The organism is Parasphingorhabdus sp. (assembly GCF_036963705.1).
GTDB lineage: Bacteria > Pseudomonadota > Alphaproteobacteria > Sphingomonadales > Sphingomonadaceae > Parasphingorhabdus.
Genome location: NZ_JBALUT010000019.1, coordinates 12656 through 35690, shown reverse-complemented (window position 1 = coordinate 35690; position 23035 = coordinate 12656). Strand labels below are relative to the sequence as shown.

The following is a 23035-nucleotide window of genomic DNA, read 5'->3' as shown; positions in this document are numbered from 1 at the left end:
GGAAACGCCGTTATCCGGATTCGGGGGTTTTTGATGCAGAATGAGGTTGAGTTGACGCCAGACGCCGCCGTGCGTGCCGTCATGCGGGATATTTTGGGCCTCAGCGAAGAGCAGGTCGCAGAATTTACAGCAGAAACCGAGCTTTTCGGCGCGCTTCCCGAATTGGACAGCATGGCTGTGGCAGGGCTGCTCACCGAACTGGAGGACCGCCTGGATATCATGATTGATGATGATGAGGTTGATGGCGAACTGTTTGAAACCTTTGGTAATCTTGTCGCCTTTGCCGAGATGAAAGTCACCGGGTGACCCTCGCCCCCGCATTCGTCTTTTACGAATTTGCGGATCGCAAAGAGTTTTGCTTGCATGTTACGGCCCAATCTCCCCGCCGGGTAATGCTTGTCCCTCCGTTGTTCGACGAGATGAACCGGATGCGCAAGATGATGGTGGACGTCATGCGATCGCTTCACGAGCTTGAAATCAGCAGCTTCCTTCCGGACCTTCCGGGCACCAACGAAAGCGTGATTGCGCTGGAGCAGGTCACCCTGTCCGATTGGCAAAAGGCCGTTCAAGCCTGCGCAGAACAACATCAGATTTCATATATAGCATCCTTCCGTGGCGGCGCTCTAACCGTCGCAGACCTTCCGTCCGCCAATCACTGGATATTCAGTCCGGTCAAAGGCGCAACATTAATGCGGACGATGCTGCGGACAAAGATCGCAGCTGATCGGGAATCGGGATTGACCACAAGTCTCGCCGAATTGGCCGCACGAGCCGAAAATGGACCACTCGAACTGGCTGGAAATATCATCGGTTCCGAATTGTTCGCGCAGCTCAACGCCGCCGAAATGACGGACATGCCCAGCCGGCGGATCGTGCGCCTGGAATCGGACAGCAAGCCGAGCGACGGTCAAATCGCCGGATCAGCCCTGTGGCTCCGCGCCGCACCGGATGACGATCTGACCATGTCTACGGCTATCGCGCAGGACATCGCCGGATGGATGGGCCAATGACGCGGACTTTCCACGAGATTGACTGCAAAGGCGATCTGCTCGCAGCAACGCTTGATTCAGGAACCGGTACGACCGCATTGATGATTGTCAGCGGCGGCAATGAAATCCGATCCGGTGCCCATGGCGGCATGGCGCTACTGGCCTCGCGGATATCGCAGCATGGTTTTCCGGTGCTTCGCTATGACCGGCGCGGGATTGGCGAGAGTAGTGGTGAAAACCGAGAATTTCTGGGCAGCACGGAAGACATAGCAGCAGCGGCCCAATTTCTCCGCCAGGAACAGCCGCAGATAGACAGGATCATCGCGTTCGGCAATTGCGACGCGGCAACCGCCCTGGCCCTGTACGGACCTGATGCCGGAATTGACGGCTATATGCTCGCCAATCCCTGGGTGATCGAACAGACCAGCGAAGCGGATAGCGAAGAACCGACGATCTCGTCTGCGGCGATCCGGTCGCGCTACTGGGACCGGATTAAAAATCCACGCACGGTCATTGACCTGCTGTCGGGGAAAATCGATCTCAGAAAACTGCTCAAGGGCCTGAAACAGGCATCTAAGGTAGAAGAGAATAGCGCTCTTTCCATTCGGTTACGCGACGCCCTGTCCCGTCTTGACGGTAACAGCCGGATATTGCTGGCAAAACGCGATACCACCGCCCGCGCTTTTCTCGCTGCGTGGAACAGCGCGGACTTCGCAACCTTGCGGACCAGAACCAGCATCACTCTCGAAACGCTCGACAGCGCATCGCACAGCTTTGCCGATGAAGCCGCCAAGGACTGGCTCGCAGAGAAATTACTGGAAGCGCTGCGGCAGGCCTGACTATTCGGCCGCAATCAGTTCGAATTCCTGTTCTGCCAGAAACCGCTCGGCATCGAGCGCCGCCATGCAGCCGGTTCCCGCTGCGGTTACGGCTTGACGATAGACATGGTCCATGACGTCACCGCATGCGAACAGGCCAGGAATTTTTGTCTTCGGCGTGCCCGGTTCGACCTTGATATAGCCGCCGTCGATCAGATCGAGATGGTCTTTGAATATCTCCGTCGCAGGCGCATGACCGATCGCGACAAATGCGCCGTCGACCGTCATATGGCTTTTTTCGCCGGTCTGCGTATCGACCAGATTCAGCCCGACCAGTCCGTGCGGTTCACCGCCACCAACAAAACGTTCTACATTGCTGTTCCACAACACCGTAATCTTCGGATTGGCAAAGAGCCGGTCCTGCAAAATCTTCTCCGCGCGCAGGCTGTCGCGGCGATGGATCAGAGTCACGTCATCACTGTGGTTGGTCATGTACAGCGCTTCTTCGACCGCAGTATTACCGCCGCCGATCACGGCAACTTTCTTGCCGCGATAGAAAAATCCGTCGCAGGTTGCGCAAGCCGAAACGCCCTTGCCGGACAATTCTTCTTCGCCCGGCAAGCCGAGCCATTTGGCTTGAGCACCGGTTGCGATCACCAGAGTATCGCCTTCATAAATATCGCCGCCATCGCCGGTCATCCGGAACGGGCGCTTGGAGAAATCGACATCGACAATCGTATCAAAGATAAACCGCGTGCCGACTTTCTCGGCCTGCGCCTGCATCTCTTCCATCAGCCACGGTCCCTGGATTACATCGCGAAATCCCGGATAATTTTCGACATCAGTGGTGATGGTCAGCTGGCCACCAGGCTGGAGACCCTGAACCACGATCGGCTCCATCCCTGCGCGGGCGCCATAGATAGCCGCCGACAATCCGGCAGGCCCCGAACCCAGGATGAGCATTTTTGTGCGATATGTTTCGGCCATATTCGATTCCCGCTGATGATGATTCTGTTCATTGCAAATAGGGATGCCCGGTGCCGCTAGGCAAGACCTATTGCCAGCCGGGCATGCGAAGAATTATTTTGGGCGGTGATAGCTGCTTTGCGCACACGCGCAGCGGCTCGAACCCTTCTGAGCGAAGTACAGTGAGATCAGGACGGCGTTGCGAGTTTCATCAAGACCAGTCCGCTGACGATCAGCAATGCTGCAGCAATGCGCATGATGCTGACCGATTCGCCAAAAAACAGCATGCCAACCACAAAGGCTCCAACCGCACCGATACCCGTCCAGATCATATAGGCTGTGCCAAGCGGCAGCGTCCGCATCGCCCAAAATAATAATCCAAAGCTGATGATCATCCCGAGGATGGTAATTATACCCGGCTACAATCGCGAAAAGCCATGCGACTGTTTCATCGCAGTGGCCCAGACGATCTCGAACAAACCGGCAAATATGAGCATGATCCAAGCCACAGCAACCTCCTTCAGGTCGCCGGGCCGTTCCGGACTTGGGCCCCCGCGGGGGCGGGAACGTGGTCGCCGCACGGCGCGATTAGCGCGCGCAGGTGGACGGTTCAATATACCGCTATATCGGCTGATCGCGCGACGCAGGCGCAACGACAAAAAGCCGATGACTAACTGACGATTATAGTTGGTAGCGGAGGAGGGACTCGAACCCCCGACACATGGATTATGATTCCACTGCTCTAACCACCTGAGCTACTCCGCCATCGGGTCCCGGTGACTAAATTCGTCACCATGAAACACTCTCTGGACGGCGGCGCTATAGTCACAGCCTTCTGCGCGGTCAACAAGCGGAATCAAGAAATACGCTAAAACTTGCACGGTCAATGCGATCCGCGCTAACGACGATTTGGACGCCGATTTGCGGCATCGAGGGGCAGATATGAACGCATTTTACGACATCTTGATTGTTGGCGCCGGCCATGCAGGCGCACAAGCGGCGATCGCATTGCGCCAGAAGAAGTTTGAAGGTTCGATCGGACTGGTCGGAAACGAGAAATATCCGCCATATGAGCGCCCCCCACTGTCCAAGGAATATCTGGCTGGTGACAAGCCCTTTGAACGGATTTTATTGCGCCCCGAAAGTTTCTGGGCCGAACGCGAGATTGATCTGCTTACCGGCCGCCGGGTGTCGAAACTCGATCCGGTCGGCAAGACCGTCACCCTTACTTCCGACGACGAGATCGGATATGACAAGCTGATCTGGGCGACGGGCGGTTCCCCCCGCATGCTCGATTGTCCGGGGAGTCAGGCGCGTAATATTCACGCGGTCCGCTCGCGCGCGGACGTCGACAAGATCATGGCCGCTTTGCCGTCGGTCACAAAAGTCGTCGTTGTTGGCGGCGGCTATATCGGACTGGAAGCCGCTGCCGTGCTGACCAAATTGGGCAAGCAGGTCACGATTGTCGAATCGCTCGACCGGGTGTTGTCGCGCGTTGCTGGTGAACCACTCTCGCGATTCTACGAGGCCGAACATCGCCGCCAGGGCGTTACCATAGAATTGGAAGCGACTGTCGCCGGCTTCGAAACCGGTGATGACGGAATCGCGACTGGCGTGACCCTCGCCGACGGACGGACACTCGACGCCGACATGTTCGTGGTCGGGATCGGTATCATCCCCGAAACCGGTCCGCTGGTTGCGGCGGGCGCAGCTACCGGAAATGGCGTCGACGTCGATTCCCACTGCCGGACCAGTCTCGACGATATTTATGCGATTGGAGATTGCGCAGCGCATAGCAACGCCTTCGCCGACGGCGCGATGATCCGGCTGGAATCGGTGCAGAATGCCAATGACCAGGCGAAAGTGGCCGCGCTCGACATCATCGGCGAAGAAGCCGAATATGATAGCGTGCCGTGGTTCTGGTCGAACCAATATGATCTGAAATTACAGACGGTCGGCCTTTCGACCGGCCATGACAGCCATGTCGTCCGCGGTAATCCCGATTCGCGCAGCTTTTCGGTAATCTACTATCGTGACGGCAAGGTCGTGGCGCTAGACTGTGTCAATGCGACCAAGGACTACGTTCAGGGCCGCAAAGCGGTCGTCGAGGGCCTGAATCTCGACAAGGATGAGCTCGCCAATACCGATATTCCGATCAAGGAAGTCGGAATCCACTAGCGCCCGCGAAACGGCCAGGCACCGATATCCTGCCACAGGCCGTCGACATAATAATGCAGCCCGATCCCGTGGACCGCAAAGGGGCGCGATTCGAAGTCGGCTGACAGCTCGTCAAAAAGGCGCTGGGCTTCTCTTGGGATCACTTTGTTCTGGACGGTAATATGCAGCCGGGGCGTTTGCTGGTCTTGGGCCACCAGCAGTCCGGCAAAGCGGTCCGCCAGTTCCATTCGCAGAGCGAGCAGATCGGGCGCATGCAACCGATAGGCGACACCCTTTCCGAGATGGATCAAGCCCGATAAATGGGCTTCCGGCTTTGGCGATATACTGGTTAGCCCAACAACCGCCGCCTTGATTTCATCTAGCGCTTGCGGCGGCAGATGGTGAAACAGGGTGATATGCGCGCCAATCTTGTTCCGTTCGGGCGGAAAATGGCACCTGCGCAAATTGTCGGCCCAGGCAAATTCCGCCTTGCCCATTTGCGCGGTCATGATGATCGGTTTGTTCAGGCGCTCCATAAGCCGATGCTATCGCACAATAAAAAACCGCGAGCAATTTCTCGCTCGCGGTTCCATTTGCATGAGCTGAAAACGCTTAGGCGGCTTTGCTTGCCGCTGCGTTATCGTCCAGCCAGTTGAGCAGCTTTTCAGGGGTCGATTCGACATAAGGATCGGCATCGACGCCATCATCGTTGATGCCGGGCTCTTCGAACCAGGCACTGACGACGCCGTCATCGGCAATCATCGAATAGCGCCAGCTGCGATCGCCGAAACCGAGATGGTTTTTCTTGATCAACATGCCCATGCGGCGGGTGAAGTCACCCGAGCCGTCTGGCAACAATTTGACTTTTTCGAGACCGAGGGATTTACCCCACTGGTACATTACGAAAGCATCATTGACCGAGATGCAATAGACTTCGTCAACGCCGCGTGCCTTGAACTCGTCATAAAGACGTTCGAAAGCCGGGCACTGCTCGTTCGAGCAGGTGGGGGTAAAAGCACCCGGCAGGGAGAATACAGCAATGCGTTTGCCAGCGAACAGGTCCTTGGTGTTCACGTCCAGCCAGGAAAAGGGATTTTCACCGTCGACCGATTCGTCACGAACGCGGGTTTTCAGGGTGATTTCAGGGATATTTCTACCGATCATTATTGGCTCCATTAATTTCAGATAGCGCCCGTTACCATCGAAGCTTTAAGAGGTTTAATTGATTTATTTGCCCCCTCTGATTGAGATAATCACTCAAGGAGTTCGAGCATCACAAATCGCCTTACTCGCGCTCTATTTACGTTTAACGGCGGATTTTCTTGCTATTTTTCAGCGCGCTGAAGCGAAAGAAAAGCGCGCCGCCTTGCTACTAGGTCATTCTCCTTGATCGCAAACCATCAGAGTTGCATTATGCGGCATCTGCGGGAGGATAAAATGACAGATCAGGCTAAACCACCCATCTGGTTCTGGATCATCGGCATCATTGCACTGCTCTGGAACGGTATGGGCCTTGCTGCCTATTTTCAGCAATTCATGATGAGTGCCGAGACGTTCGCGGCGCTTCGCCCGGAACAGCAGCAATTGCTCATCGGTCAACCGGTCTGGTTGACCGGCGCCTTTGCTACCGCGGTATTTGCCGGATTCGTCGGATCGATATCGCTGCTGATGCGAAAGCGCATTGCAGTCAGACTATTTCTGCTGTCGATGCTCGCCGTTTTCATACAATTTGGAGGTCTGTTCCTGGCTTTAGGATATGCCGACATCCTGATCGGCGGCGAGTGGATCATGCCTATTCTGGTGCCGATTTGCGCAGTCGGGCTATATTTCTTCGCTCGCAAGACTGAACGAGACGGCATTCTTACCTAGGCCGAAGTGCTGAACGGGGTGAAATCGGTGTCTTCATCATAGATATCGACACCCTCGCGCCGCTTGAGCCATCCGACCACCAGATAGGTCACTGGCGTCAGCACAGCTTCCCACAGCACTTTCAGCAACCAGTTAGTCACCATGACGGTGAACACCACCGAAGGCTCCCACAACCCCCAGAAGGCCAGCGGATAGAAGATCAGGCTATCAACACCCTGCCCCACCACCGTCGAACCGATCGTACGGCTCCACAGGGCCTTGCCCTGCGTCCAGACCTTCATACGGGCCATCACATAGCTGTTCACGAATTCACCGGCCCAGAAAGCGACGATTGATGCTGCGACGATGCGCGGAACCTGACCGAACACGCTTTCGTAGGCGGCCTGCCCTTCCCAGCCCTCTGCCGGCGGCAAAGACACCACCACCCAGCTCATGAAGGCCATGAACAGGAGCGCCGCAAAGCCGGCCCAGATCACCCGCCTCGCCCGCGCATAGCCATAAACCTCGGTCAGCACGTCGCCGATCACATAGCCAAGCGGAAAGAATAATATCCCCGCGCCATATATCCACTGTTCGCCGCTGATCATGATGAAGGTCGGCTTGGCCGCACCGATGACATTGGACAGCAGCAACACGGTCACAAAGGCCGCCATCACGAAGTCATAATAGCGGAACCGGTGGCCGGTCTGGCTGGAAGCGGAGGTGCGCTGGATCGGGCTGTTGCTCATAAACCGGTTCTATCTCACATCCGCGACAATTCAACATTTATGGCAGCCGACCAACATCACGGTTTGCAGCCGGCCAAAAGACCGCTAAAGCCCATCGAAATGACGCGCCCGTAGCTCATCTGGATAGAGCGCGAGACTTCTAATCTTGAGGCAGCAGGTTCGAGTCCTGCCGGGCGCACCATTTTTCCTATTTCTTGAAACCGCGCTGGACTGCATCCATCGGCTCCGAAGTTATCGGATAGCCGATGCCTTCGGGGATGCACAAATGGACCTGGCCATCGCGCTTCTCGATACTCGGGGAGACCATCACCGAGGGGTGCGCCTTGCTATGGGCAACCGCCTCGTCAAACGATCCGAATTGCGCCAGCCGCTCCAGATTGCGCTTGGTCGGGAAGATGATCTTTACCTCGCCTGCATCGGCGCGATCGAGCACCGATTGTGCATTGCCCCAGAATAGATTGTAATTTTCGGTTTCGTCGACCGTGGCCTGAGCCTGGTGATCGTCATGCGAGATCATATAGAATCGCGTGTCAAAAACCCGTTTTTCTGCAAAGGGTGGGCACCAGCGCGAGAAAGGTATCAGCTTTTCCAGCTCCAGCTGCCAGTCATATTGATTGCAGACATCGGCCAGAACGGTGCCGCTGTTGAGCGCATCCCGTGCCTCCGAAACCCGCTTGGGATCAAGATTACCTTCTACCGCAACCGCGATACCGGTTTCCTCGATTGATTCCCGAATCGCCGCGATCCGCGCGCCATATTCGTCAAAGTCATCATGGCCGAGCGCCTTGGCGAATTCAAAGTCCGCATCATCGATCCGGCCACCCGGAAAAACTGCAGCGCCGGCCGCGAACACCATTTTGGCCGAACGCTCGACCATCAGCAGATCGGGCGCATCACTCCCCGGCTGATCGCGGAAGATCACCAAGGTGGACGCTGGAATCGGCTTGGGCATCGGCTTGCCGGTCATCGCATCGATGGTCGGGGCTCCGCTACTGTTCTGTGGTTCGGTCATATCCTCATATGAACAGCAAGCGACTGGTTTGCCAAGCGATTTGATTAGCACCGGCGCACACGAACACATTTGCCAAAATTCCATCGCCATGGCAGGATCAGGGTATGGGACTTATCGAGCTATTGGGATTGGCCGGTAGCGTCAGCCTGATATCGGGCTGGCGGCTTTATCTCACTGTCTTTGTGACTGGCTTGGCCATGCGCCTGGGCTGGATCAGCCTGCCCGAAAATCTTCAGGTGCTGGATGCCTTCGCCAACCCCTGGGTTCTGGCGATCAGCGCGCTCGGCGCACTGGCTGAATTTTTCGCCGACAAGATTCTCTGGCTCGACTCGATCTGGGATACGATACACACAGCGGTCCGGCCGCTGGGCGGCGCGCTGCTGGCGTTGGCGGTGGTCGATGCGGGTGACCCGGCGTGGCAGGTAGTGGTGTTTCTACTGGGCGGCGGAGCGGCCCTGATGAGCCACGGCGCAAAGGCCGGCGCTCGCGCCCTCGTCAACACCAGCCCGGAACCGGTCAGCAACGCAGTTGTTTCAACCGGTGAGGATATTGCAACAGGCGGCCTGCTGTTCCTGGCCTTCGCCAATCCGGTCGCCGCGCTGATCATCGCATCGGTGATGCTGATCCTGTGCATTTTCCTGGTCTACAAGGGCTTCAGGTTGTGGCGGCAAATGGTGTCTGGCGGCAGCTAGACAAAGGAATGGCTAGCACTCCGGTATCGATCTCTCGACCAACCACCTGCACTGGGCAGCGTCCGGTCCTTCGATAAGAAGGACCGGAGCGCTTGAATGCCCAGAGATGGAAATTGCTACATTGCAATTACAACAGCTAATAGGGTCAATTAGCAAAAAATGGTCGGGGAGACAGGATTTGAACCTGCGACCCCCTGTACCCAAAACAGGTGCGCTACCAGGCTGCGCCACTCCCCGACGCGCGCTTCCCCTAGGCGGTGCTTTTGCGAAAAGCAAAGGGTTTTTACGCTTCTTTTTTGCCGCTGCTCATCAAGTGAGCCTTTCACGGCGTCGCAGAAAAAATGGTGGGCCCGGAGGGATTCGAACCCCCGACCTAGCCGTTATGAGCGGCCAGCTCTAACCAACTGAGCTACAGGCCCATATGAGCAGCTTTTTTCAGGCTAATCTCAATGGAATGGTGCGATAGCGGAAGCCGTGTCGATTTGGCAAGACCGATCATCGCAATTCGTCAGACTGGCGTTCCATGAGCGGCTAAGCGCTTTTGGCAGCCTGCAATAAATCATCAATATCGACGGGTTTCACATCTCGCGACTCCAGATGGTCCAGAATCTCTCTCCACCAGTCATAAAAGCCGTCGAGCTCGTCCTGGTCGCGCACATAAGGCGTGTGACCGGGCGACAGTGACGGCGAATGAAAGGAGAATACCAGCAACCGCAGATCATCGTCGAGCGCGACATCAATTGCCTCTTTGGTTTCACGCGCGGAGATGCCTTCCGGTGTCAGCGGAATGCGTTCGAGCATTTTGCTGCGGGACAATAGCGCGTTGGCCAGGGGAGATTTTTCCATGACCGTTGCCGCAAGACTATATTGCCTGCGCAAAATACCGGAATAAACCGTCGTCAGGGGCACTTCGAGCAGTCGCTCGTCCTTCCCCCACCAATATGGCCTGGAATCAACCGACAGGAAGTCCGGTCCGCCTTCCCTGCTATAATCAAAGCGCGGTCGGATGCTGCTGTCCAGGGCAAAGCCGTGTTTCAGCAATAGCTCGGTGGTATTCGGACCGATGCCATATCGCCCGGCGCGATAGGTGTTCGGCGTGACCCCAACCCTGTCCCGGATCGCATCGCGCAACGTCACCAGCTTCTGTTCTTCCAGCTCTTTCGGCAAATTACCGGCGAAGCTGTTATGATCGTTGATCTGCTCTTCGAATGGCGGATTGATCCAGGGATGGAGATGCACCCCGATCGTGGCGCTTTGCTGCTCTGCCACGGTCCTCAGAAACGCTGCGGCCTGGTCATCTTTGATGATTGCATAATCGACAAAATAGACCGGCTTGATGCCGTATTTTTCGACAAATTCCTGATATTTTTGAAGCATCGGCACCGTGATGGTTGTGTGACCACGGCGTTCGAAGGGGGCATCCCAGTCAAATTCTTCTTCAGTGTCGATCGTGATCAGAAAGCGTCTGCCAAATTCGCTCGGCCACTTCACATGACGATCCGGTTTCTGGATTTTCATCGAATCGCCCCCCCGAGCAACAACTTGAGATCGCTACGTTTCGCATGATGTTACAAGAAAACCAAGTAGCAGGTCGCAAGGCCTACTCTAATTCCGTTTCGCGAACATTAATTTTGCTCGGCGCCGCTGCAGGAAGGGTCAAGGCAATATTGTCCTTGTTTATGGTGAGCGAGCCGCCCGCGGCCTGCGCCAGATTTCGTACCAGCCGTAGCGAGAAACCAAGGCCGAGCAACGACGATTCGCCGACATCGCCATCGATCCCTTGCGAGGGATCGAGCAAGACGCTCTCGGCGATATCGGTTATCCGGGATGGCCGCGAAAGGGTGAACTGGTTGGTCGGCTGCACCCCTATCCGTGTCCGTAGCTCGCCCTTCAAGGTCTCGCCATTCTCGCAGGCAATAATCGCTGCCGACAATAGACGGGCAAAAATCCGCTCGACCGATTCCCCGTCCAGCGCGAACGGCCGGACCGGCTCGGCCTTGCTGATATTGAGGTCAACCACCTTGCTCTGGGTCAGTCCCTGCAGCCGCTGGGTCATCCGTTCAAACAGCCAGTCAGCCTTGGTGGTGCCGACAGAGTCGGGCAATTGTCCGGAATCAACCTTCACAGCAATGTCGAGATCTTCAAATCCTGCCAACAGCCGTCGCGCTTCATCCATGATGTTGCGCGCCAACGATCTATATTCAAAGGATGCCGGCCCGAACAGCTGTTGCTCGATAATTTCGCTGAACCCGATCACCGCATTGAGCGGCGTCCGCAGTTCGTGGATCAGTTGCTGGAGCTGTTCCCGACGTTCGAGATCGATGCTGCTATGCCCCGCATCCTCTGCAATATTGGGACGCCGCATGATTCCGCGATAGCCCTCGAAACGTCCCGTTTCCTCGCTGAAAAACGGAATCGCGCTCATCCGCCAGTCGCCGACAACGATCGATGCCCCGCAGAGCCGCATCCGGGCATTTTCCATCGGCATCCGCTGACGAAAAGCAGCCGCACCATATGCGTCCGGGCCAGGCCCGTCATCGAACGCCGGCTGGGCAATGGTGACTCCGACAATGGCTCCGACTGGAGGCCCTTCGGTCCAGACGATCGTACCGGATTGATCGGTTTCAAATCTGATCGCCTCGAGCAATTCCAGAAAAGAACCGCTGGTGGCGCCTTCGATTACCGGATGGCGCGTGGCTTCGACGGTGCGGTTCTTTTGATAGTCTGCTATTTTTTCGACCAACGCACTGATCTGGGATGCTTCGGTCTTTTCAGCCGTGTCATCGGACACGCCCTCGCCAACATCTTCCGTGGATTGCGTGCCAGGACGGACGTCGTCAAGACCCTGCTCACTCTCGGATACGGGAGTATCGTCATCCCGTCTTTGATCAGCAACCTGAAGACCGCGAGATTGCAATTGTGCTTGTGCGCGTTCGGAAAGCCGCGGAAAGGCATCCGCGCAGATCTCCGGCGTCAAATCCGCTGCCGTTACCGCTGCATCACAGATCGGATCGCTATCGGCGCTCAAATAGACTAGCAGCGGCGCGGAGCGCAAACGGCCGTTCAAGGATTGCACAGCCGCCAAACGATCCAGCTCGCTGACCCGGTCATGCAGATCACGCAAACGGGTCAGGCCCTGTTGCACATCCTGGTTGGCCAAATCTCCCGGTTTTTGCGCTAATAGATCAATGACCTGCCGCCACTGTGTGGCGGCAGCCGGGCCTTCCGGCAGGCTCCCCTTTAATACGGTGTTGAGACGGTCATCGAAGCGCAATATATCATCCCGATAAACTTTGTTATACACGGTTGTTAACTTGGCAATAACCTTTTCACGAGGCGACTGGAAGCTAGGAAAACTTCGCGTCACAATGTGGGACATCGGAGAAAGCATTGCTTGGGCTGCTTATTTTATTATAACGATTAAATGATTCGCGAACGGATATTACACCCCTATGGCTGATACTAACCTTGATGAAATTGATCTGAAGATCTTGCAGAGGCTGCAAAACGATGGCCGTATTACCAATGTCGAGCTCGCCAACAGCGTCGGCTTAACCGCCCCTCCCTGCCTTCGCCGCATGCGCGCACTGGAAGACGAAGGCGTCATCAAATCCTATCATGCGGCGATTGATCCTGCCAAAATGGGATATACAATCACGGTCTTTGCGATGGTCAGCCTGAAAAGTCAGGCGGAAATCGATTTGCGGGCCTTCGAAGACCATGTAGAAAAGCTCCCCGAAGTGCGGGAATGCTATATGCTGAACGGCGAGATCGACTTCATGTTGAAGGTTGTCGCCAAAGACCTTCAGCAATTTCAAAGCTTTCTGACCAGCCAGCTTACCGCTGCACCCAATGTAGCCAGCGTAAAAACATCACTCACCATCCGATCCGCCAAACATCTGCCCGGCGTTCCGATCGACCGATAAAAAAAGGGCGCCGGCAATGGCGCCCTTTTCGGTTTTTTTGGTGGCCTAGACTTAGGTCGCTGGCTCAGCCGCAACCGCTGCCGGAGCAGCCGGTTTATTTTGCTGACCGATCCACGCCTTCCACAATTTTGCCAATGGCGCTCTCGTACCATTCACTTTATCGAATGCTGCTTTGGCTCCTGCCAAATCACCAGCGAAAGCCTTCACTGTGCCAACACCGATATTGCCGCGATCCATATCGGCACCCGACTTGGCCATGCCGGCTTCGTAAAAGACAGTAGCCTTGGCATAGTCTTCATAACCAAACCATATGTCGCCATAGTTCATCATCACCGATGCGCTGCCCGATCCTCGAACCGAACCCGGAGAGGTTGGAAGCGAGGCACGATCGCCAGTGATCTTGCCTTTGTTCGGCACCAGCAACTCCGAAACAATCGGATTGCTCGCTTCAATGACGCCTTTCAGACGCCCGTCTTCAAGCACGTCTACGATTTCGCCGAAGTTGTTTTTCTTGTTCGCTTCCTCGGCATATTCCTTATAGTCGCGAAACTTGGTCAACGCGCCACTGGCCTTCATGAAACGAAGAACTTCCAGATTCTCCTCGGTATTGGACAACTTTTTGTACCGGTAGGCGGTGATCGCATCACTCCAGGATTCAGGTGAAGGATAGGCCTCAGCCCATTTCGCGGCCCATTGCGCGTAAAGCGCTTTGTCCGAGGTCGCAAAAGCGCGATCTCGCGATGCTCGATACCAATCTTCCGGAGCAGCGCTCCCTGTTGCGTTCTGAATCTCGATCGCCTGCCCCAGATAATGCAAGCTCTTGGCATGCGATTTCAGAGAAGCATAGGTATTAGCAAGTTCAAGATGAGCCGCTGATCCCTCATAACCGCCAGCAATGGCCGCCAACAGCTGCTTCTCAGCGGCGGCATAGTCGCCACGGCCACGTGCAAAACTACCCGAATAGAAAAGCATCTTGGTATTGTCAGCCGGGGCCAACATACCTGCTTCGATGCGCTTGTTAACGCCATCTTCCTGAAGTTTCGTGTCCTTCAGCGTACTGCCGAGATTGATCGCCAATTGCCCTGCAAAGTCTGCATCGGCACCAGTCCAGGGGCCAGCAAGCAATTGCTCAACCAACGCTTTTGCCTGGGGGTTGGCATCGTTGACAGCAGTTTGGACAGGGCCGGCGGCCGCGCTAAACTCTTTGCTAAATTGGACTTTCGCCGGCTTTTTTTCTTTCTTCTTTTTCGCCGCCTGGGCGTCCTGCGGCAATGCCGTAATCGCCAGCGTGCCAGCAGTTGCCAAAGCTACCGCCATGGAAAAATGAGATAAAAAACGCATGAATATCCTCCGGATAAATTACTAATTGGGAGAAGCAGGTTCTCCTGAATATGGTTGCACCATATACTCTTGGCCTTATTACCAAGCTTTCTACGCTTTTCTAGGGTGAATCCGCTGAATAGATGTTGAACGGCTGCAGCCGCTTGACGGTATTGAGCATCCCATATCGTAAAATGAGGTAAAATCGCGTGCTTGCAATCATTTCCCCCGCCAAATCTCTTGATTTTGAATCCGAGATCCCTCCGGTCGTCGCCACCGAAAACCGCTTTCCCGCTGAAACCGAAAGATTGGCGAACGCGATAGGCAATCTGACGGTCAAGAAGCTGAAAGCGATCATGCCGGTTTCGGACAATCTGATCGCTCTCAACCGCCAACGGTACAGCGAGTTTTTCACTCAACCCGAGCGGCCAGCAATCTATGCCTATAATGGCGACGTCTATACTGGCTTTGAAGCGGCCAGCCTGAGCGAAGAGACGATGACCTTTGCGCAGGGCCATTTGCGCATTCTCTCGGGGCTGTACGGATTGCTCCGCCCTCTCGATCCGATCCGTCCCCATCGACTGGAAATGGGCACGAGATGGGCGCCGCGCTACAATAAGCTGACCGATTTCTGGCAGGACAAGATTGCCAACGCACTGGCGGCAGATCTCGAGCAGATCGGCAGCAAAACCGTCGTCAATCTGGCGAGCAACGAATATTGGGCCTCGGTCAAGCCGCATGTCGCAAAGCTGCCCGGGCGGATCATCGAAGTCGATTTCCGCAAAAACAGCCCCGACGGCCCCAAGTTCATCAGCTTTGAAGGCAAGCGCGCGCGCGGCATGATGGCGCGTTATATATGCGAAAATCACCTGACCGATCCAGAGGCGCTCAAGGGCTTTGACTATGACGGCTATCGCTATGATACCGAAAGCAGCACAGAAAGCAGTCTGCGCTTCGTGCGCTCATGACCGGAAAATCCGCTGTCATTTTTGGCGCGACCGGCGGGATTGGCGCGGCGATCGCCGATGCTCTCGAAACCGACAGCCGGTTTGATACCGTTATCCGCTTTTCCCGGTCCAGTGACAGCCCTGTGCCTGTCGACCTCACATCCGAAGTCAGCATAGAGAAAGCGGCTACGTGGCTAAAGGGCGCAAGGATTTCGCCATCATTAATCTTCGTGGCCACCGGTCTGCTTCACGATGCCGAAAAGGGTCCGGAGAAAAGCCTCCGCCAGCTCGACCCCGAATGGTTGATGCAAAACTATCAGGTCAACGCGATCGGCCCGGCCCTTGTCGCCAAACATTTTCTGCCGCTGATGGAGCGGACCGAGATCAGCCGGTTTGCTGCCTTGTCCGCAAGAGTCGGAAGCATATCGGATAATCGGCTTGGCGGCTGGTACGGTTACCGCGCATCCAAGGCAGCGCTCAATATGATGATCCGCAACCTGTCGATAGAATGGTCGCGCAAGAATGACCGCACGATCATCGTGGCGCTTCACCCCGGCACGGTAGATACGCCGCTGAGCGCGCCGTTCCAGAGCAACGTGCCCGCCGCGAAATTATTCGATTCCGATTACGCCGCGCGACACCTTCTTGATGTTCTGGACCGGCTGGAACCCGCTGACAGCGGCAAAATTTTCGCATGGGACGGAGCGGAAATCCAACCCTGATTTCAGCACTGTATTATTATTGTAAAACTGGCCCGAAGGGCTGGCTTTTGCTGGCCCTTTCCCCTAGAAGAATCGACAAGAAAAAACCCATGAAAAAGGCCCGTTTGTGAACGAACAAACCACTCCACCGTCACCTTCCAATATCGAACCGATTGACATCGTCGACGAGATGAAATCCAGCTATATGGATTACGCCATGTCGGTCATCGTCAGCCGCGCGCTGCCTGATGTGCGCGACGGCCTGAAGCCGGTTCATCGCCGCATATTATTTGCCGCGCAAGAAGGCGGCATGGTCGCCGGACGTCCCTATCGCAAATGCGCGAAGATCGTCGGTGACGTGATGGGCAACTATCACCCCCATGGTGACAGCGCGATCTACATGGCGCTGGCCCGTATGACCCAGGACTGGTCGATGCGCGTGCCATTGATCGACGGTCAGGGTAATTTCGGCTCGATGGATCCGGATATGCCGGCATCAATGCGTTACACCGAAGCGCGGCTCAACAAGGTCGCCAATTTCCTGCTCAACGATCTCGACAAGGACACCGTCGATTTCGTTCCCAACTATGACGGCAGCCGGCAAGAACCGAACGTTCTCCCTGCCCGTTTCCCCAACCTGCTGGTCAACGGCGCTGGCGGCATCGCGGTCGGCATGGCCACCAATATTCCTCCGCATAACCTCGGCGAAGTAATTACCGCCAGCCTGGCCTATATCGAGAATCCCGGAATTACGATCGACGAACTGATCGAAATCATCCCCGGTCCCGATTTTCCAACAGCGCCCCTGATTTTGGGCCACGCAGGCGCACGTTCTGCTTATACCGAAGGCCGCGGATCGATCATGATGCGCGCACGCCATGTGATAGAGGAAGGACGCGGCGACAAACGCTCGATCGTACTGACCTCCATCCCGTTTCAGGTCGGCAAGTCCGGTCTGGTCGAAAAGATCGCCGAAGCCGCCAAGGACAAGCGCATCGAGGGCGTCTCCGACATTCGCGACGAATCAAGCCGTGCCGGTGTCCGCGTTGTCATCGAGCTGAAGCGCGATGCTACAGCCGATGTCGTGCTCAACCAGATCTGGCGCTTCACCCCTGCCCAGTCGAGCTTTCCTGCCAATATGCTCGCCATTCGCGGCGGACGACCCGAAGTGCTCAATCTGCGCGATATTATCGAATCATTCGTCACCTTCCGCGAGGAAGTCATCACCCGGCGGACCAAGTTCGAGCTCAACAAGGCGCGCGAACGGGCGCATATCTTGCTCGGCCTTGTGGTTGCGGTCACCAACATGGACGAAGTTGTCCGGATCATCCGTGGTTCCTCGACCCCGGCAGAAGCCCGCGAATCCCTGCTGCGGCGCGAATGGCCGATTGCCGAGATCGCTGCCTATATCAAATTGGTCGAGGCGATCGAAACCGAGGTCGAAGGCGACACCTACAAACTTTCCCAGGTTCAGGTCAAAGCGATCCTTGATCTGCGTCTGCAGAAACTGACAGCGCTTGGCCGCGAAGAAATTGGCGACGAGCTCAAAGAACTGGCTATCGCGATTGAGGAATATCTGGCGATATTGGCCGACCGTGCCAAACTTTATGCCGTGATGCGTGAAGAGCTCGAGCAAGTCCGCGATGAATTTGCCACGCCACGACTTTCGGAAATCACCGCTGCCTGGGATGGCCTCGAAGACGAAGATCTGATGGAACGGTCAGAGATGGTCGTGACCGTCACTCACGGCGGCTATATCAAACGCACCCCGCTCGACACATTTCGCGCCCAACGCCGGGGTGGCAAAGGCCGCGCAGGCATGGCGACCAAGGATGAAGATGCGATCGTCGAGCTGTTCGTGACTTCAACCCATACGCCGGTCTTGTTCTTCTCGACCCACGGTAAAGTCTACCGGCTGAAGGTCTGGAAATTGCCGGAAGGCGGCCCCCAGACCAAGGGGCGGCCGATGATTAACCTGCTGCCGTTGGCGGATGGCGAAACAATTTCCACCGTATTGCCTTTACCCGAAGACGAAGCCGAGTGGGCAAGTCTGCACGTTATGTTTGCCACCGCCAAAGGCGGCGTCCGGCGTAACAGCATGGACAGCTTTACCAACGTGCCGTCCAACGGTAAATTCGCGATGAAATTCGACGAAGGAAGCGAAGATCATCTGATCGGCGTCGAATTGCTCAGCGACAATGACGACGTCCTGCTCGCAACCAAGAACGGCAAGGCGATTCGCTTCGCCGGTGACGCGGTGCGCTCGTTCCAGAGCCGGACATCGACCGGTGTTCGCGGGATTGCGCTAAAGGGTGACGACGAGGTCATCTCGCTTTCCGTATTGCGCGGTTTTGAAGCCTCGACCGAGGAGCGCGATCAATATCTGAAAGCCGCTCCATGGAAAGACAATGAGAACGCACCCGAGCTCTCCGCCGAACGCATGGCTGAATTTAGCGAAACGGAAGATTTCATCCTTACCGTTTGTACCAATGGCTATGGCAAGCGCTCGAGCGCCTACGAATATCGCCAGTCTGGACGTGGTGGTCAGGGCATTCTCAATATCGATAATATCAAGCGCAACGGCACGGTCGTTGCCAGCTTCCGCGCGACTGACGACGAGCAGGTCATGCTAGTCACCGACCAGGCGAAGCTCATCCGCATGAAAGTCGCCGACATGCGAGTGATCGGACGCAATAGTTCGGGTGTCAAATTGTTCGATGTCGCCAAAGGCGAACATGTCGTCGGTGCTGCCAAGATTGACGAGGAAGAAGAATCGGAAAATGAAGCGGAAGACGCCGTAGCTGAAGAAATGGTCGAACAGGGCGTTTCAGAGGGAGAAGCTGCGGCTCCAGAAACACCGGAAACCGGTGACGATCCACAAGCATGACAAGCGGCGCGCCGACCTTTCTAGTTAAGGACGGCGCGCTGAGCTGGCCTGAAATAGCAGCGATGCGGGAACTGATTTACCCGCCTGAAAAACTGATGGATACGCCGATGCACGGCTTAGAATGGGCACAGCCGCAGAGGCGTGTACTGCTCTATGTTGAGGATTCTGTGCGGGCGGTTGCCGGCATTCATGAGCGCGAAATCCTGTGCGACGGCGAGAAGTTGCACGTTGCCGGAGTTGGCGGTGTGATGACCGACCCAGAATTTCAGGGCGGGGGTTTTGGCAAACAGGTCATGCACCGTCTCGTCACCCTTTTGCGGACAGAAGCACGATGTGCGTTCGGCCTTCTATTCTGCGAAGACCATAATGTAGAATTTTACCGCAAGTTGGGCTGGACCCTGTTTGACGGTGATATGGTCGCCGAGCAGCGTGGAAAAAGCGGTCCGTTTTCCTTCCCCAACGTCATGGTACTGCCATTAGGCGAATCCGCCAATGCGATAGGAAATCTGGATTTATGCGGCCCGCCATGGTGAAACCGCGCGACCAGTTCGAAAGTTAGGGAGAGAATTCATGTCGATTACGATCACGCCGTCGGGCCAAGCCTGTGGGGCCGAGGTTACAGGAATTGATCTGTCCCGACCGCTCACTGACGAGCAGGTCGCTGGCATAAGGGCGGCCTGGCTCGATCATCATGTTCTGTCCTTCCCCGATCAGAAAATGACCGATGATGATCTCGAGCGATTCACCCTTTATTTTGGCGGCTTCGGACATGACCCGTTTTTCGATCCAATAGAGGGCCGCAAGCATATCGCCGCTATCCGCCGCGATGCCGACGAGAAAAGCCCTCTATTTGCCGAGAATTGGCACAGCGACTGGAGCTTTCAGGCCCAACCACCGGCCGGCACCTGCCTGTTGGGGATCACTATTCCTCCCGTCGGCGGTGATACATTATTCGCCAACCAGCATGCAGCGCTCGACGCGATGCCGCCGGAAATGCGCGCCCAATATGAGGGCCTGACCGCGATTCACAGCGCCGGACTCGCCTACGCCCCCGACGGCGCATATGGCGAAAAGGACGAGGGCCGCAGCATGGCGATCCGTCCTGATGAATCGGCCCGCGCAGTCCAGACCCACCCGCTGATCCGCGAACATCCGGAAACCGGACGCCTGGGACTGTTCAGCTGCATGGGCTATATCATTGGCTTTGAAGGCATGGCGCAGGAAGAATCCCTGCCCCTGCTCCAGCAATTATACGTCTGGCAAAGCCGCGACGAATTTGTCTATCGCCACCATTGGCAGGCCGATATGCTGATCATGTGGGACAATCGGTCGGTGCTGCACTGCGCGACCGGTGGCTATGACGGCCACGACCGCCTGCTCCACCGGACCACTATCGCTGCTTATCAGGCGTGAACCGGGTCGGCGCTTTCTGCCGCCATTTCGTGACGTAGCGTAGCAACGATGCCGGTAGCGATCATGAACTGGCCGAAATAATATAGGGGCCAGACCAGAAGCTCGGGAACAATGCTGGATTCCAGAGGTCCCATCCGGGCAAATATCAGCAGGTCCGAGACCAGAAACAGCACGGCACCGATCCCGACCTGATAGCGCGAGAAGCGGCTGGTCCAGGCCATCGCCGCCATGGCCGCCACCGACAGGCAATAGACCGCGACACCGGCTGCATCGGCCCGGACCGAAGGCAATGTCCAGGCAATCAGAACCGAAAGCGGCACCAATATGATCGCGAAAACTTTCTGGCTGAACCCCAGTTGATGGCGGCGGAACCGGGAGTAGAAGACAATCGCCAGCAGATGCCCGGCCATAAACGCGCCAGCACCGAGAATCAGGTCATATTCCAGCGCCATGTCACCGATCGCACCAAGCGCCATGATCGCGCCGACAATCTTGCCGTCCAGCCGATGGAGCCGAACCAGCGCGTAAATCGCGAGAAATCCGACGCCAGCGCCTTTCCACGCGATCAGGTAGAGACCGGGAATATTGCTATCTTTAACAAAGAAATAGCTGATCCCGAACAGCAAGCTGAGCAGCAAAAATGGTCGGGATTCTGCAAATGCACTTTTCATCGGAATGTCTTGGCCCCTCTTCTCGATCGACTCTATCACGCAACAAGCGTGACTGCCAGATTGACATTAGAGTCTTACCACAACACTAAGGCGCCCATGACAGATGTACATATTATTGGTGGCGGACTCGCCGGGTCGGAAGCAGCATGGCAACTCGCGGAACAGGGTGTAAAAGTGCGCCTTTCCGAGATGCGGGGGAGCGGGGAAATGACACCCGCGCATCAGACCGAGGGCCTTGCCGAACTGGTTTGTTCGAACAGTTTCCGCTCGGATGATGCGGAAAAAAATGCGGTCGGGCTTTTGCATCAGGAAATGCGCGACCTCAATTCGATCATCATTGGCGAAGGCGACAAGCATCGCCTGCCCGCCGGATCGGCTCTCGCAGTCGACCGCGATCATTTCTCGGAAGGCGTAACCAAACGGCTGAGCGAACATCCCAATATCGAGATTGTCCGCGAACGGATCGATAAGCTGCCCGAAAGCGGCCTGACGATTGTCGCCACCGGCCCGCTCACCGCAATGACCCTCGCCGAGAGTATCGGCGCAGCAACCGGCGAGGACTCCCTGGCCTTTTTCGATGCGATCGCCCCGATCGTCTATAAAGAGAGCATCAATATGGACATCGCCTGGATGCAGTCGCGCTGGGACAAGGTCGGGCCGGAAGGCGACGGCAAGGACTATATCAACTGCCCGATGGACCAAGAGCAATATGGGGCCTTCATCCAGGGTCTCCTCGACGGCGAAAAAACCGACTTCAAACAGTGGGAAAAAGACACGCCCTATTTCGAAGGCTGCATGCCGATCGAAGTCATGGCCTCGCGCGGTCCGGAAACCTTGCGCTTCGGACCGATGAAGCCGGTTGGCCTGACCAACAGCCACACTGGCGGCAAAGCCTATGCGGTCGTCCAGCTCCGTCAGGACAATGCGCTTGGCACGCTCTGGAATATGGTCGGCTTCCAGACCAAGCTCAAATATGGCGCTCAGGCCGATCTGCTCAAAACCATTCCCGGTCTGGAGAATGCCGAATTCGCCCGGATGGGCGGTCTTCATCGCAATACATTCATCAACGCCCCCAAATTGCTCGACACGGAACTGCGGCTCAAAAAAGCGCCGCATATCCGCTTCGCCGGCCAGATCACCGGCTGCGAAGGCTATGTAGAAAGCTCGGCGGTTGGCTTGATGGTCGGCCGGATGGTTGCTGCCGAAATCCGCGGCGAACCCTTCACCCTGCCACCGCAGACCACTGCTTTCGGCGCATTGCTGTCGCACATTACCGGCGGCGCCGACGCTCGCGACTATCAGCCGATGAACGTCAATTTCGGCCTCTTCCCGCCGTTCGAAGATCGGGTGAAGAAGAAGGAACGCAAGGAAGCCTACACGACGCGGGCTCGCGAAGATTTTGCCTTATGGTTGCACCCGCTGTCATCACAAGGTCTGCAACTCGCCTAGCATTTACAGCGAGGCGGTGACCTTTTGGGTCTTGTCCGCCGAAATTCGGTGCGGGTAAGCTGACCATTGCCGTCACCGTCAGCACCTGCAAAACGGTCGCTGGTGGCGATCGCCCATTCCTCGAACGACAGGTAATTATTGCCGTCTTTATCGAGTTTCCGGAAAGAATCCGTACGACTGCTCATCATTTCCAGCCGAGTGACAATTTCATCGCGGTTGCGATCATAGCGATTGAACCGGAGTTCTTCGCGAGAGGGCTTATAGGCACGGGGTGGTGTCGGCGGCGCGGGGCCGATCATTTCTGCATCGCTTTCCGCCATCGGCAGCGTTTCGACCTCGACCGGTTCCGGACGCGGCGGCGGTGCGGCTATAGGAATGTCCTGCCCTTCCGCACCGATCCAGATGAACAACCCCGCCGTCAGCATCAACATCATGCCGGCAGCACCGGCTGCAAATCTCTTCATAAGCGCTATCCGCAGATTAGCGGCTG

General features: G+C 56.3%; 23 protein-coding genes, 4 tRNA genes and 1 pseudogene. 14 read left to right on the top strand and 14 right to left on the bottom strand.

Features of this window, described 5'->3' with window-relative positions; genetic code table 11:
* Positions 1 to 33: 33 nt before the first annotated feature.
* Genes V7680_RS06715 through V7680_RS06705 form a run of 3 tightly spaced genes read left to right on the top strand, consistent with a single transcriptional unit; the run spans position 34 to position 1828 of the window.
* Positions 34 to 306, top strand: a complete 273-nt coding sequence (locus V7680_RS06715) for an acyl carrier protein (protein ID WP_335652514.1) — start codon at positions 34 to 36, stop codon at positions 304 to 306.
* The gene (locus tag V7680_RS06710; protein WP_335652513.1) at positions 303 to 1010 is read left to right on the top strand and encodes a hypothetical protein; all 708 of its coding nucleotides are present in this window, start codon (positions 303 to 305) and stop codon (positions 1008 to 1010) included. Before V7680_RS06715 ends, V7680_RS06710 begins: the two co-directional genes overlap by 4 nt.
* Positions 1007 to 1828: a hydrolase 1, exosortase A system-associated gene (locus tag V7680_RS06705; protein ID WP_335652512.1), complete on the top strand. Its 822-nt coding sequence runs from the start codon at positions 1007 to 1009 to the stop codon at positions 1826 to 1828. Before V7680_RS06710 ends, V7680_RS06705 begins: the two co-directional genes overlap by 4 nt.
* Here the strand turns inward: V7680_RS06705 and trxB are convergent, their stop codons facing one another.
* The 3 genes and pseudogenes from trxB to V7680_RS06690 all read right to left on the bottom strand — a co-directional run bounded on the left by trxB (position 1829) and on the right by V7680_RS06690 (position 3538).
* Positions 1829 to 2794, bottom strand: a complete 966-nt coding sequence (gene trxB, locus V7680_RS06700; RefSeq protein ID WP_335652511.1) for a thioredoxin-disulfide reductase — start codon at positions 2792 to 2794, stop codon at positions 1829 to 1831.
* A 167-nt stretch (positions 2795 to 2961) separates the two neighbouring features.
* A pseudogene (locus V7680_RS06695) lies at positions 2962 to 3282 on the bottom strand (DMT family transporter).
* 179 nt (positions 3283 to 3461) lie between these two features.
* Positions 3462 to 3538, bottom strand: a tRNA-Met gene (locus V7680_RS06690).
* 177 nt (positions 3539 to 3715) lie between these two features.
* Here V7680_RS06690 and V7680_RS06685 point away from each other — a divergent pair.
* Complete coding sequence (locus tag V7680_RS06685; RefSeq protein WP_335652510.1) at positions 3716 to 4951, top strand: NAD(P)/FAD-dependent oxidoreductase; 1236 nt, start codon at positions 3716 to 3718, stop codon at positions 4949 to 4951.
* On the opposite strand, the gene V7680_RS06680 is transcribed toward V7680_RS06685, so the two are convergent.
* Both V7680_RS06680 and V7680_RS06675 read right to left on the bottom strand, forming a co-directional pair.
* Entirely contained in the window at positions 4948 to 5466 is a 519-nt protein-coding gene (locus V7680_RS06680) for a 2'-5' RNA ligase family protein (protein ID WP_335652509.1), read from the bottom strand. The genes V7680_RS06685 and V7680_RS06680 overlap by 4 nt on opposite strands.
* 76 nt (positions 5467 to 5542) lie before the next feature.
* On the bottom strand, positions 5543 to 6094 hold the full coding sequence (locus tag V7680_RS06675) for a peroxiredoxin (protein ID WP_335652508.1): 552 nt from the start codon (positions 6092 to 6094) through the stop codon (positions 5543 to 5545).
* Positions 6095 to 6367: 273 nt separating this feature from the next.
* Between V7680_RS06675 and V7680_RS06670 the strand changes: the two genes are divergently transcribed.
* Entirely contained in the window at positions 6368 to 6799 is a 432-nt protein-coding gene (locus V7680_RS06670; RefSeq protein ID WP_335652507.1) for a hypothetical protein, read from the top strand.
* Here the strand turns inward: V7680_RS06670 and V7680_RS06665 are convergent.
* Positions 6796 to 7527 (bottom strand): queuosine precursor transporter, encoded by a 732-nt coding sequence (locus tag V7680_RS06665; RefSeq protein WP_335652506.1) that lies wholly within the window; start codon positions 7525 to 7527, stop codon positions 6796 to 6798. The genes V7680_RS06670 and V7680_RS06665 overlap by 4 nt on opposite strands.
* Before the next feature lie 104 nt (positions 7528 to 7631).
* On the opposite strand from V7680_RS06665, the gene V7680_RS06660 reads away from it, so the two are divergent.
* Positions 7632 to 7708: transfer RNA gene (locus tag V7680_RS06660), tRNA-Arg, on the top strand.
* Between the two features lie 6 nt (positions 7709 to 7714).
* On the opposite strand, the gene V7680_RS06655 is transcribed toward V7680_RS06660, so the two are convergent.
* Positions 7715 to 8539, bottom strand: coding sequence for an NUDIX hydrolase (locus V7680_RS06655; RefSeq protein ID WP_335652505.1), 825 nt, complete (start codon positions 8537 to 8539; stop codon positions 7715 to 7717).
* A gap of 104 nt (positions 8540 to 8643) precedes the next feature.
* Between V7680_RS06655 and V7680_RS06650 the strand changes: the two genes are divergently transcribed.
* Positions 8644 to 9231: a DUF4126 domain-containing protein gene (locus tag V7680_RS06650; RefSeq protein WP_335652504.1), complete on the top strand. Its 588-nt coding sequence runs from the start codon at positions 8644 to 8646 to the stop codon at positions 9229 to 9231.
* Between the two features lie 160 nt (positions 9232 to 9391).
* Here V7680_RS06650 and V7680_RS06645 read toward each other — a convergent pair.
* The 4 genes from V7680_RS06645 to V7680_RS06630 all read right to left on the bottom strand — a co-directional run bounded on the left by V7680_RS06645 (position 9392) and on the right by V7680_RS06630 (position 12535).
* Positions 9392 to 9468: transfer RNA gene (locus tag V7680_RS06645), tRNA-Pro, on the bottom strand.
* 105 nt (positions 9469 to 9573) lie between these two features.
* Positions 9574 to 9650, bottom strand: a tRNA-Ile gene (locus tag V7680_RS06640).
* Positions 9651 to 9762: 112 nt separating this feature from the next.
* Positions 9763 to 10749, bottom strand: a complete 987-nt coding sequence (locus V7680_RS06635; protein WP_335652503.1) for a polysaccharide deacetylase family protein — start codon at positions 10747 to 10749, stop codon at positions 9763 to 9765.
* A gap of 82 nt (positions 10750 to 10831) precedes the next feature.
* On the bottom strand, positions 10832 to 12535 hold the full coding sequence (locus V7680_RS06630; protein ID WP_335652502.1) for a sensor histidine kinase: 1704 nt from the start codon (positions 12533 to 12535) through the stop codon (positions 10832 to 10834).
* A 148-nt stretch (positions 12536 to 12683) separates the two neighbouring features.
* Between V7680_RS06630 and V7680_RS06625 the strand changes: the two genes are divergently transcribed.
* Positions 12684 to 13157, top strand: coding sequence for an Lrp/AsnC family transcriptional regulator (locus tag V7680_RS06625; RefSeq protein ID WP_335652501.1), 474 nt, complete (start codon positions 12684 to 12686; stop codon positions 13155 to 13157).
* A 51-nt stretch (positions 13158 to 13208) separates the two neighbouring features.
* Here the strand turns inward: V7680_RS06625 and V7680_RS06620 are convergent, their stop codons facing one another.
* A complete protein-coding gene (locus V7680_RS06620; protein ID WP_335652500.1) occupies positions 13209 to 14498 on the bottom strand; it encodes a hypothetical protein in 1290 nt (429 codons plus the stop codon).
* 188 nt (positions 14499 to 14686) lie between these two features.
* Between V7680_RS06620 and V7680_RS06615 the strand changes: the two genes are divergently transcribed.
* From V7680_RS06615 to V7680_RS06595, 5 genes are all read left to right on the top strand, one after another.
* On the top strand, positions 14687 to 15445 hold the full coding sequence (locus V7680_RS06615) for a YaaA family protein (protein ID WP_335652499.1): 759 nt from the start codon (positions 14687 to 14689) through the stop codon (positions 15443 to 15445).
* The gene (locus tag V7680_RS06610; protein ID WP_335652498.1) at positions 15442 to 16146 is read left to right on the top strand and encodes an SDR family NAD(P)-dependent oxidoreductase; all 705 of its coding nucleotides are present in this window, start codon (positions 15442 to 15444) and stop codon (positions 16144 to 16146) included. Before V7680_RS06615 ends, V7680_RS06610 begins: the two co-directional genes overlap by 4 nt.
* Before the next feature lie 106 nt (positions 16147 to 16252).
* Entirely contained in the window at positions 16253 to 19012 is a 2760-nt protein-coding gene (gyrA, locus tag V7680_RS06605) for a DNA gyrase subunit A (protein WP_335652497.1), read from the top strand.
* The gene (locus tag V7680_RS06600) at positions 19009 to 19545 is read left to right on the top strand and encodes a GNAT family N-acetyltransferase (protein WP_335652496.1); all 537 of its coding nucleotides are present in this window, start codon (positions 19009 to 19011) and stop codon (positions 19543 to 19545) included. The genes gyrA and V7680_RS06600 overlap by 4 nt, the downstream gene beginning before the upstream one ends.
* Positions 19546 to 19582: 37 nt before the next feature.
* Positions 19583 to 20425, top strand: a complete 843-nt coding sequence (locus V7680_RS06595) for a TauD/TfdA dioxygenase family protein (protein WP_335652495.1) — start codon at positions 19583 to 19585, stop codon at positions 20423 to 20425.
* Here the strand turns inward: V7680_RS06595 and V7680_RS06590 are convergent.
* The gene (locus V7680_RS06590) at positions 20416 to 21096 is read right to left on the bottom strand and encodes a lysoplasmalogenase (RefSeq protein WP_335652494.1); all 681 of its coding nucleotides are present in this window, start codon (positions 21094 to 21096) and stop codon (positions 20416 to 20418) included. The genes V7680_RS06595 and V7680_RS06590 overlap by 10 nt on opposite strands.
* A 96-nt stretch (positions 21097 to 21192) precedes the next feature.
* On the opposite strand from V7680_RS06590, the gene trmFO reads away from it, so the two are divergent.
* Positions 21193 to 22545, top strand: a complete 1353-nt coding sequence (gene trmFO, locus V7680_RS06585) for a methylenetetrahydrofolate--tRNA-(uracil(54)-C(5))-methyltransferase (FADH(2)-oxidizing) TrmFO (RefSeq protein ID WP_335652493.1) — start codon at positions 21193 to 21195, stop codon at positions 22543 to 22545.
* Here trmFO and V7680_RS06580 read toward each other — a convergent pair.
* The gene (locus tag V7680_RS06580; protein WP_335652492.1) at positions 22542 to 23009 is read right to left on the bottom strand and encodes an EF-hand domain-containing protein; all 468 of its coding nucleotides are present in this window, start codon (positions 23007 to 23009) and stop codon (positions 22542 to 22544) included. The two genes, trmFO and V7680_RS06580, sit on opposite strands and share 4 nt — an antisense overlap.
* Between the last annotated feature and the right edge of the window lie 26 nt (positions 23010 to 23035).

Excerpts from the sequence above, each read along its gene's own strand:
- V7680_RS06715 (WP_335652514.1), top strand. The coding sequence starts at position 34 with ATGCAGAATGAGGTTGAGTTGACGCCAGACGCCGCCGTGCGTGCCGTC.
- V7680_RS06705 (WP_335652512.1), top strand. The coding sequence starts at position 1,007 with ATGACGCGGACTTTCCACGAGATTGACTGCAAAGGCGATCTGCTCGCA.
- trxB (WP_335652511.1), bottom strand. The coding sequence starts at position 2,794 with ATGGCCGAAACATATCGCACAAAAATGCTCATCCTGGGTTCGGGGCCT.
- V7680_RS06685 (WP_335652510.1), top strand. The coding sequence starts at position 3,716 with ATGAACGCATTTTACGACATCTTGATTGTTGGCGCCGGCCATGCAGGC.
- V7680_RS06680 (WP_335652509.1), bottom strand. The coding sequence starts at position 5,466 with ATGGAGCGCCTGAACAAACCGATCATCATGACCGCGCAAATGGGCAAG.
- V7680_RS06675 (WP_335652508.1), bottom strand. The coding sequence starts at position 6,094 with ATGATCGGTAGAAATATCCCTGAAATCACCCTGAAAACCCGCGTTCGT.
- V7680_RS06670 (WP_335652507.1), top strand. The coding sequence starts at position 6,368 with ATGACAGATCAGGCTAAACCACCCATCTGGTTCTGGATCATCGGCATC.
- V7680_RS06665 (WP_335652506.1), bottom strand. The coding sequence starts at position 7,527 with ATGAGCAACAGCCCGATCCAGCGCACCTCCGCTTCCAGCCAGACCGGC.
- V7680_RS06655 (WP_335652505.1), bottom strand. The coding sequence starts at position 8,539 with ATGACCGAACCACAGAACAGTAGCGGAGCCCCGACCATCGATGCGATG.
- V7680_RS06650 (WP_335652504.1), top strand. The coding sequence starts at position 8,644 with ATGGGACTTATCGAGCTATTGGGATTGGCCGGTAGCGTCAGCCTGATA.
- V7680_RS06635 (WP_335652503.1), bottom strand. The coding sequence starts at position 10,749 with ATGAAAATCCAGAAACCGGATCGTCATGTGAAGTGGCCGAGCGAATTT.
- V7680_RS06625 (WP_335652501.1), top strand. The coding sequence starts at position 12,684 with ATGGCTGATACTAACCTTGATGAAATTGATCTGAAGATCTTGCAGAGG.
- V7680_RS06620 (WP_335652500.1), bottom strand. The coding sequence starts at position 14,498 with ATGCGTTTTTTATCTCATTTTTCCATGGCGGTAGCTTTGGCAACTGCT.
- V7680_RS06610 (WP_335652498.1), top strand. The coding sequence starts at position 15,442 with ATGACCGGAAAATCCGCTGTCATTTTTGGCGCGACCGGCGGGATTGGC.
- V7680_RS06600 (WP_335652496.1), top strand. The coding sequence starts at position 19,009 with ATGACAAGCGGCGCGCCGACCTTTCTAGTTAAGGACGGCGCGCTGAGC.
- V7680_RS06595 (WP_335652495.1), top strand. The coding sequence starts at position 19,583 with ATGTCGATTACGATCACGCCGTCGGGCCAAGCCTGTGGGGCCGAGGTT.
- V7680_RS06590 (WP_335652494.1), bottom strand. The coding sequence starts at position 21,096 with ATGAAAAGTGCATTTGCAGAATCCCGACCATTTTTGCTGCTCAGCTTG.
- trmFO (WP_335652493.1), top strand. The coding sequence starts at position 21,193 with ATGACAGATGTACATATTATTGGTGGCGGACTCGCCGGGTCGGAAGCA.
- V7680_RS06580 (WP_335652492.1), bottom strand. The coding sequence starts at position 23,009 with ATGAAGAGATTTGCAGCCGGTGCTGCCGGCATGATGTTGATGCTGACG.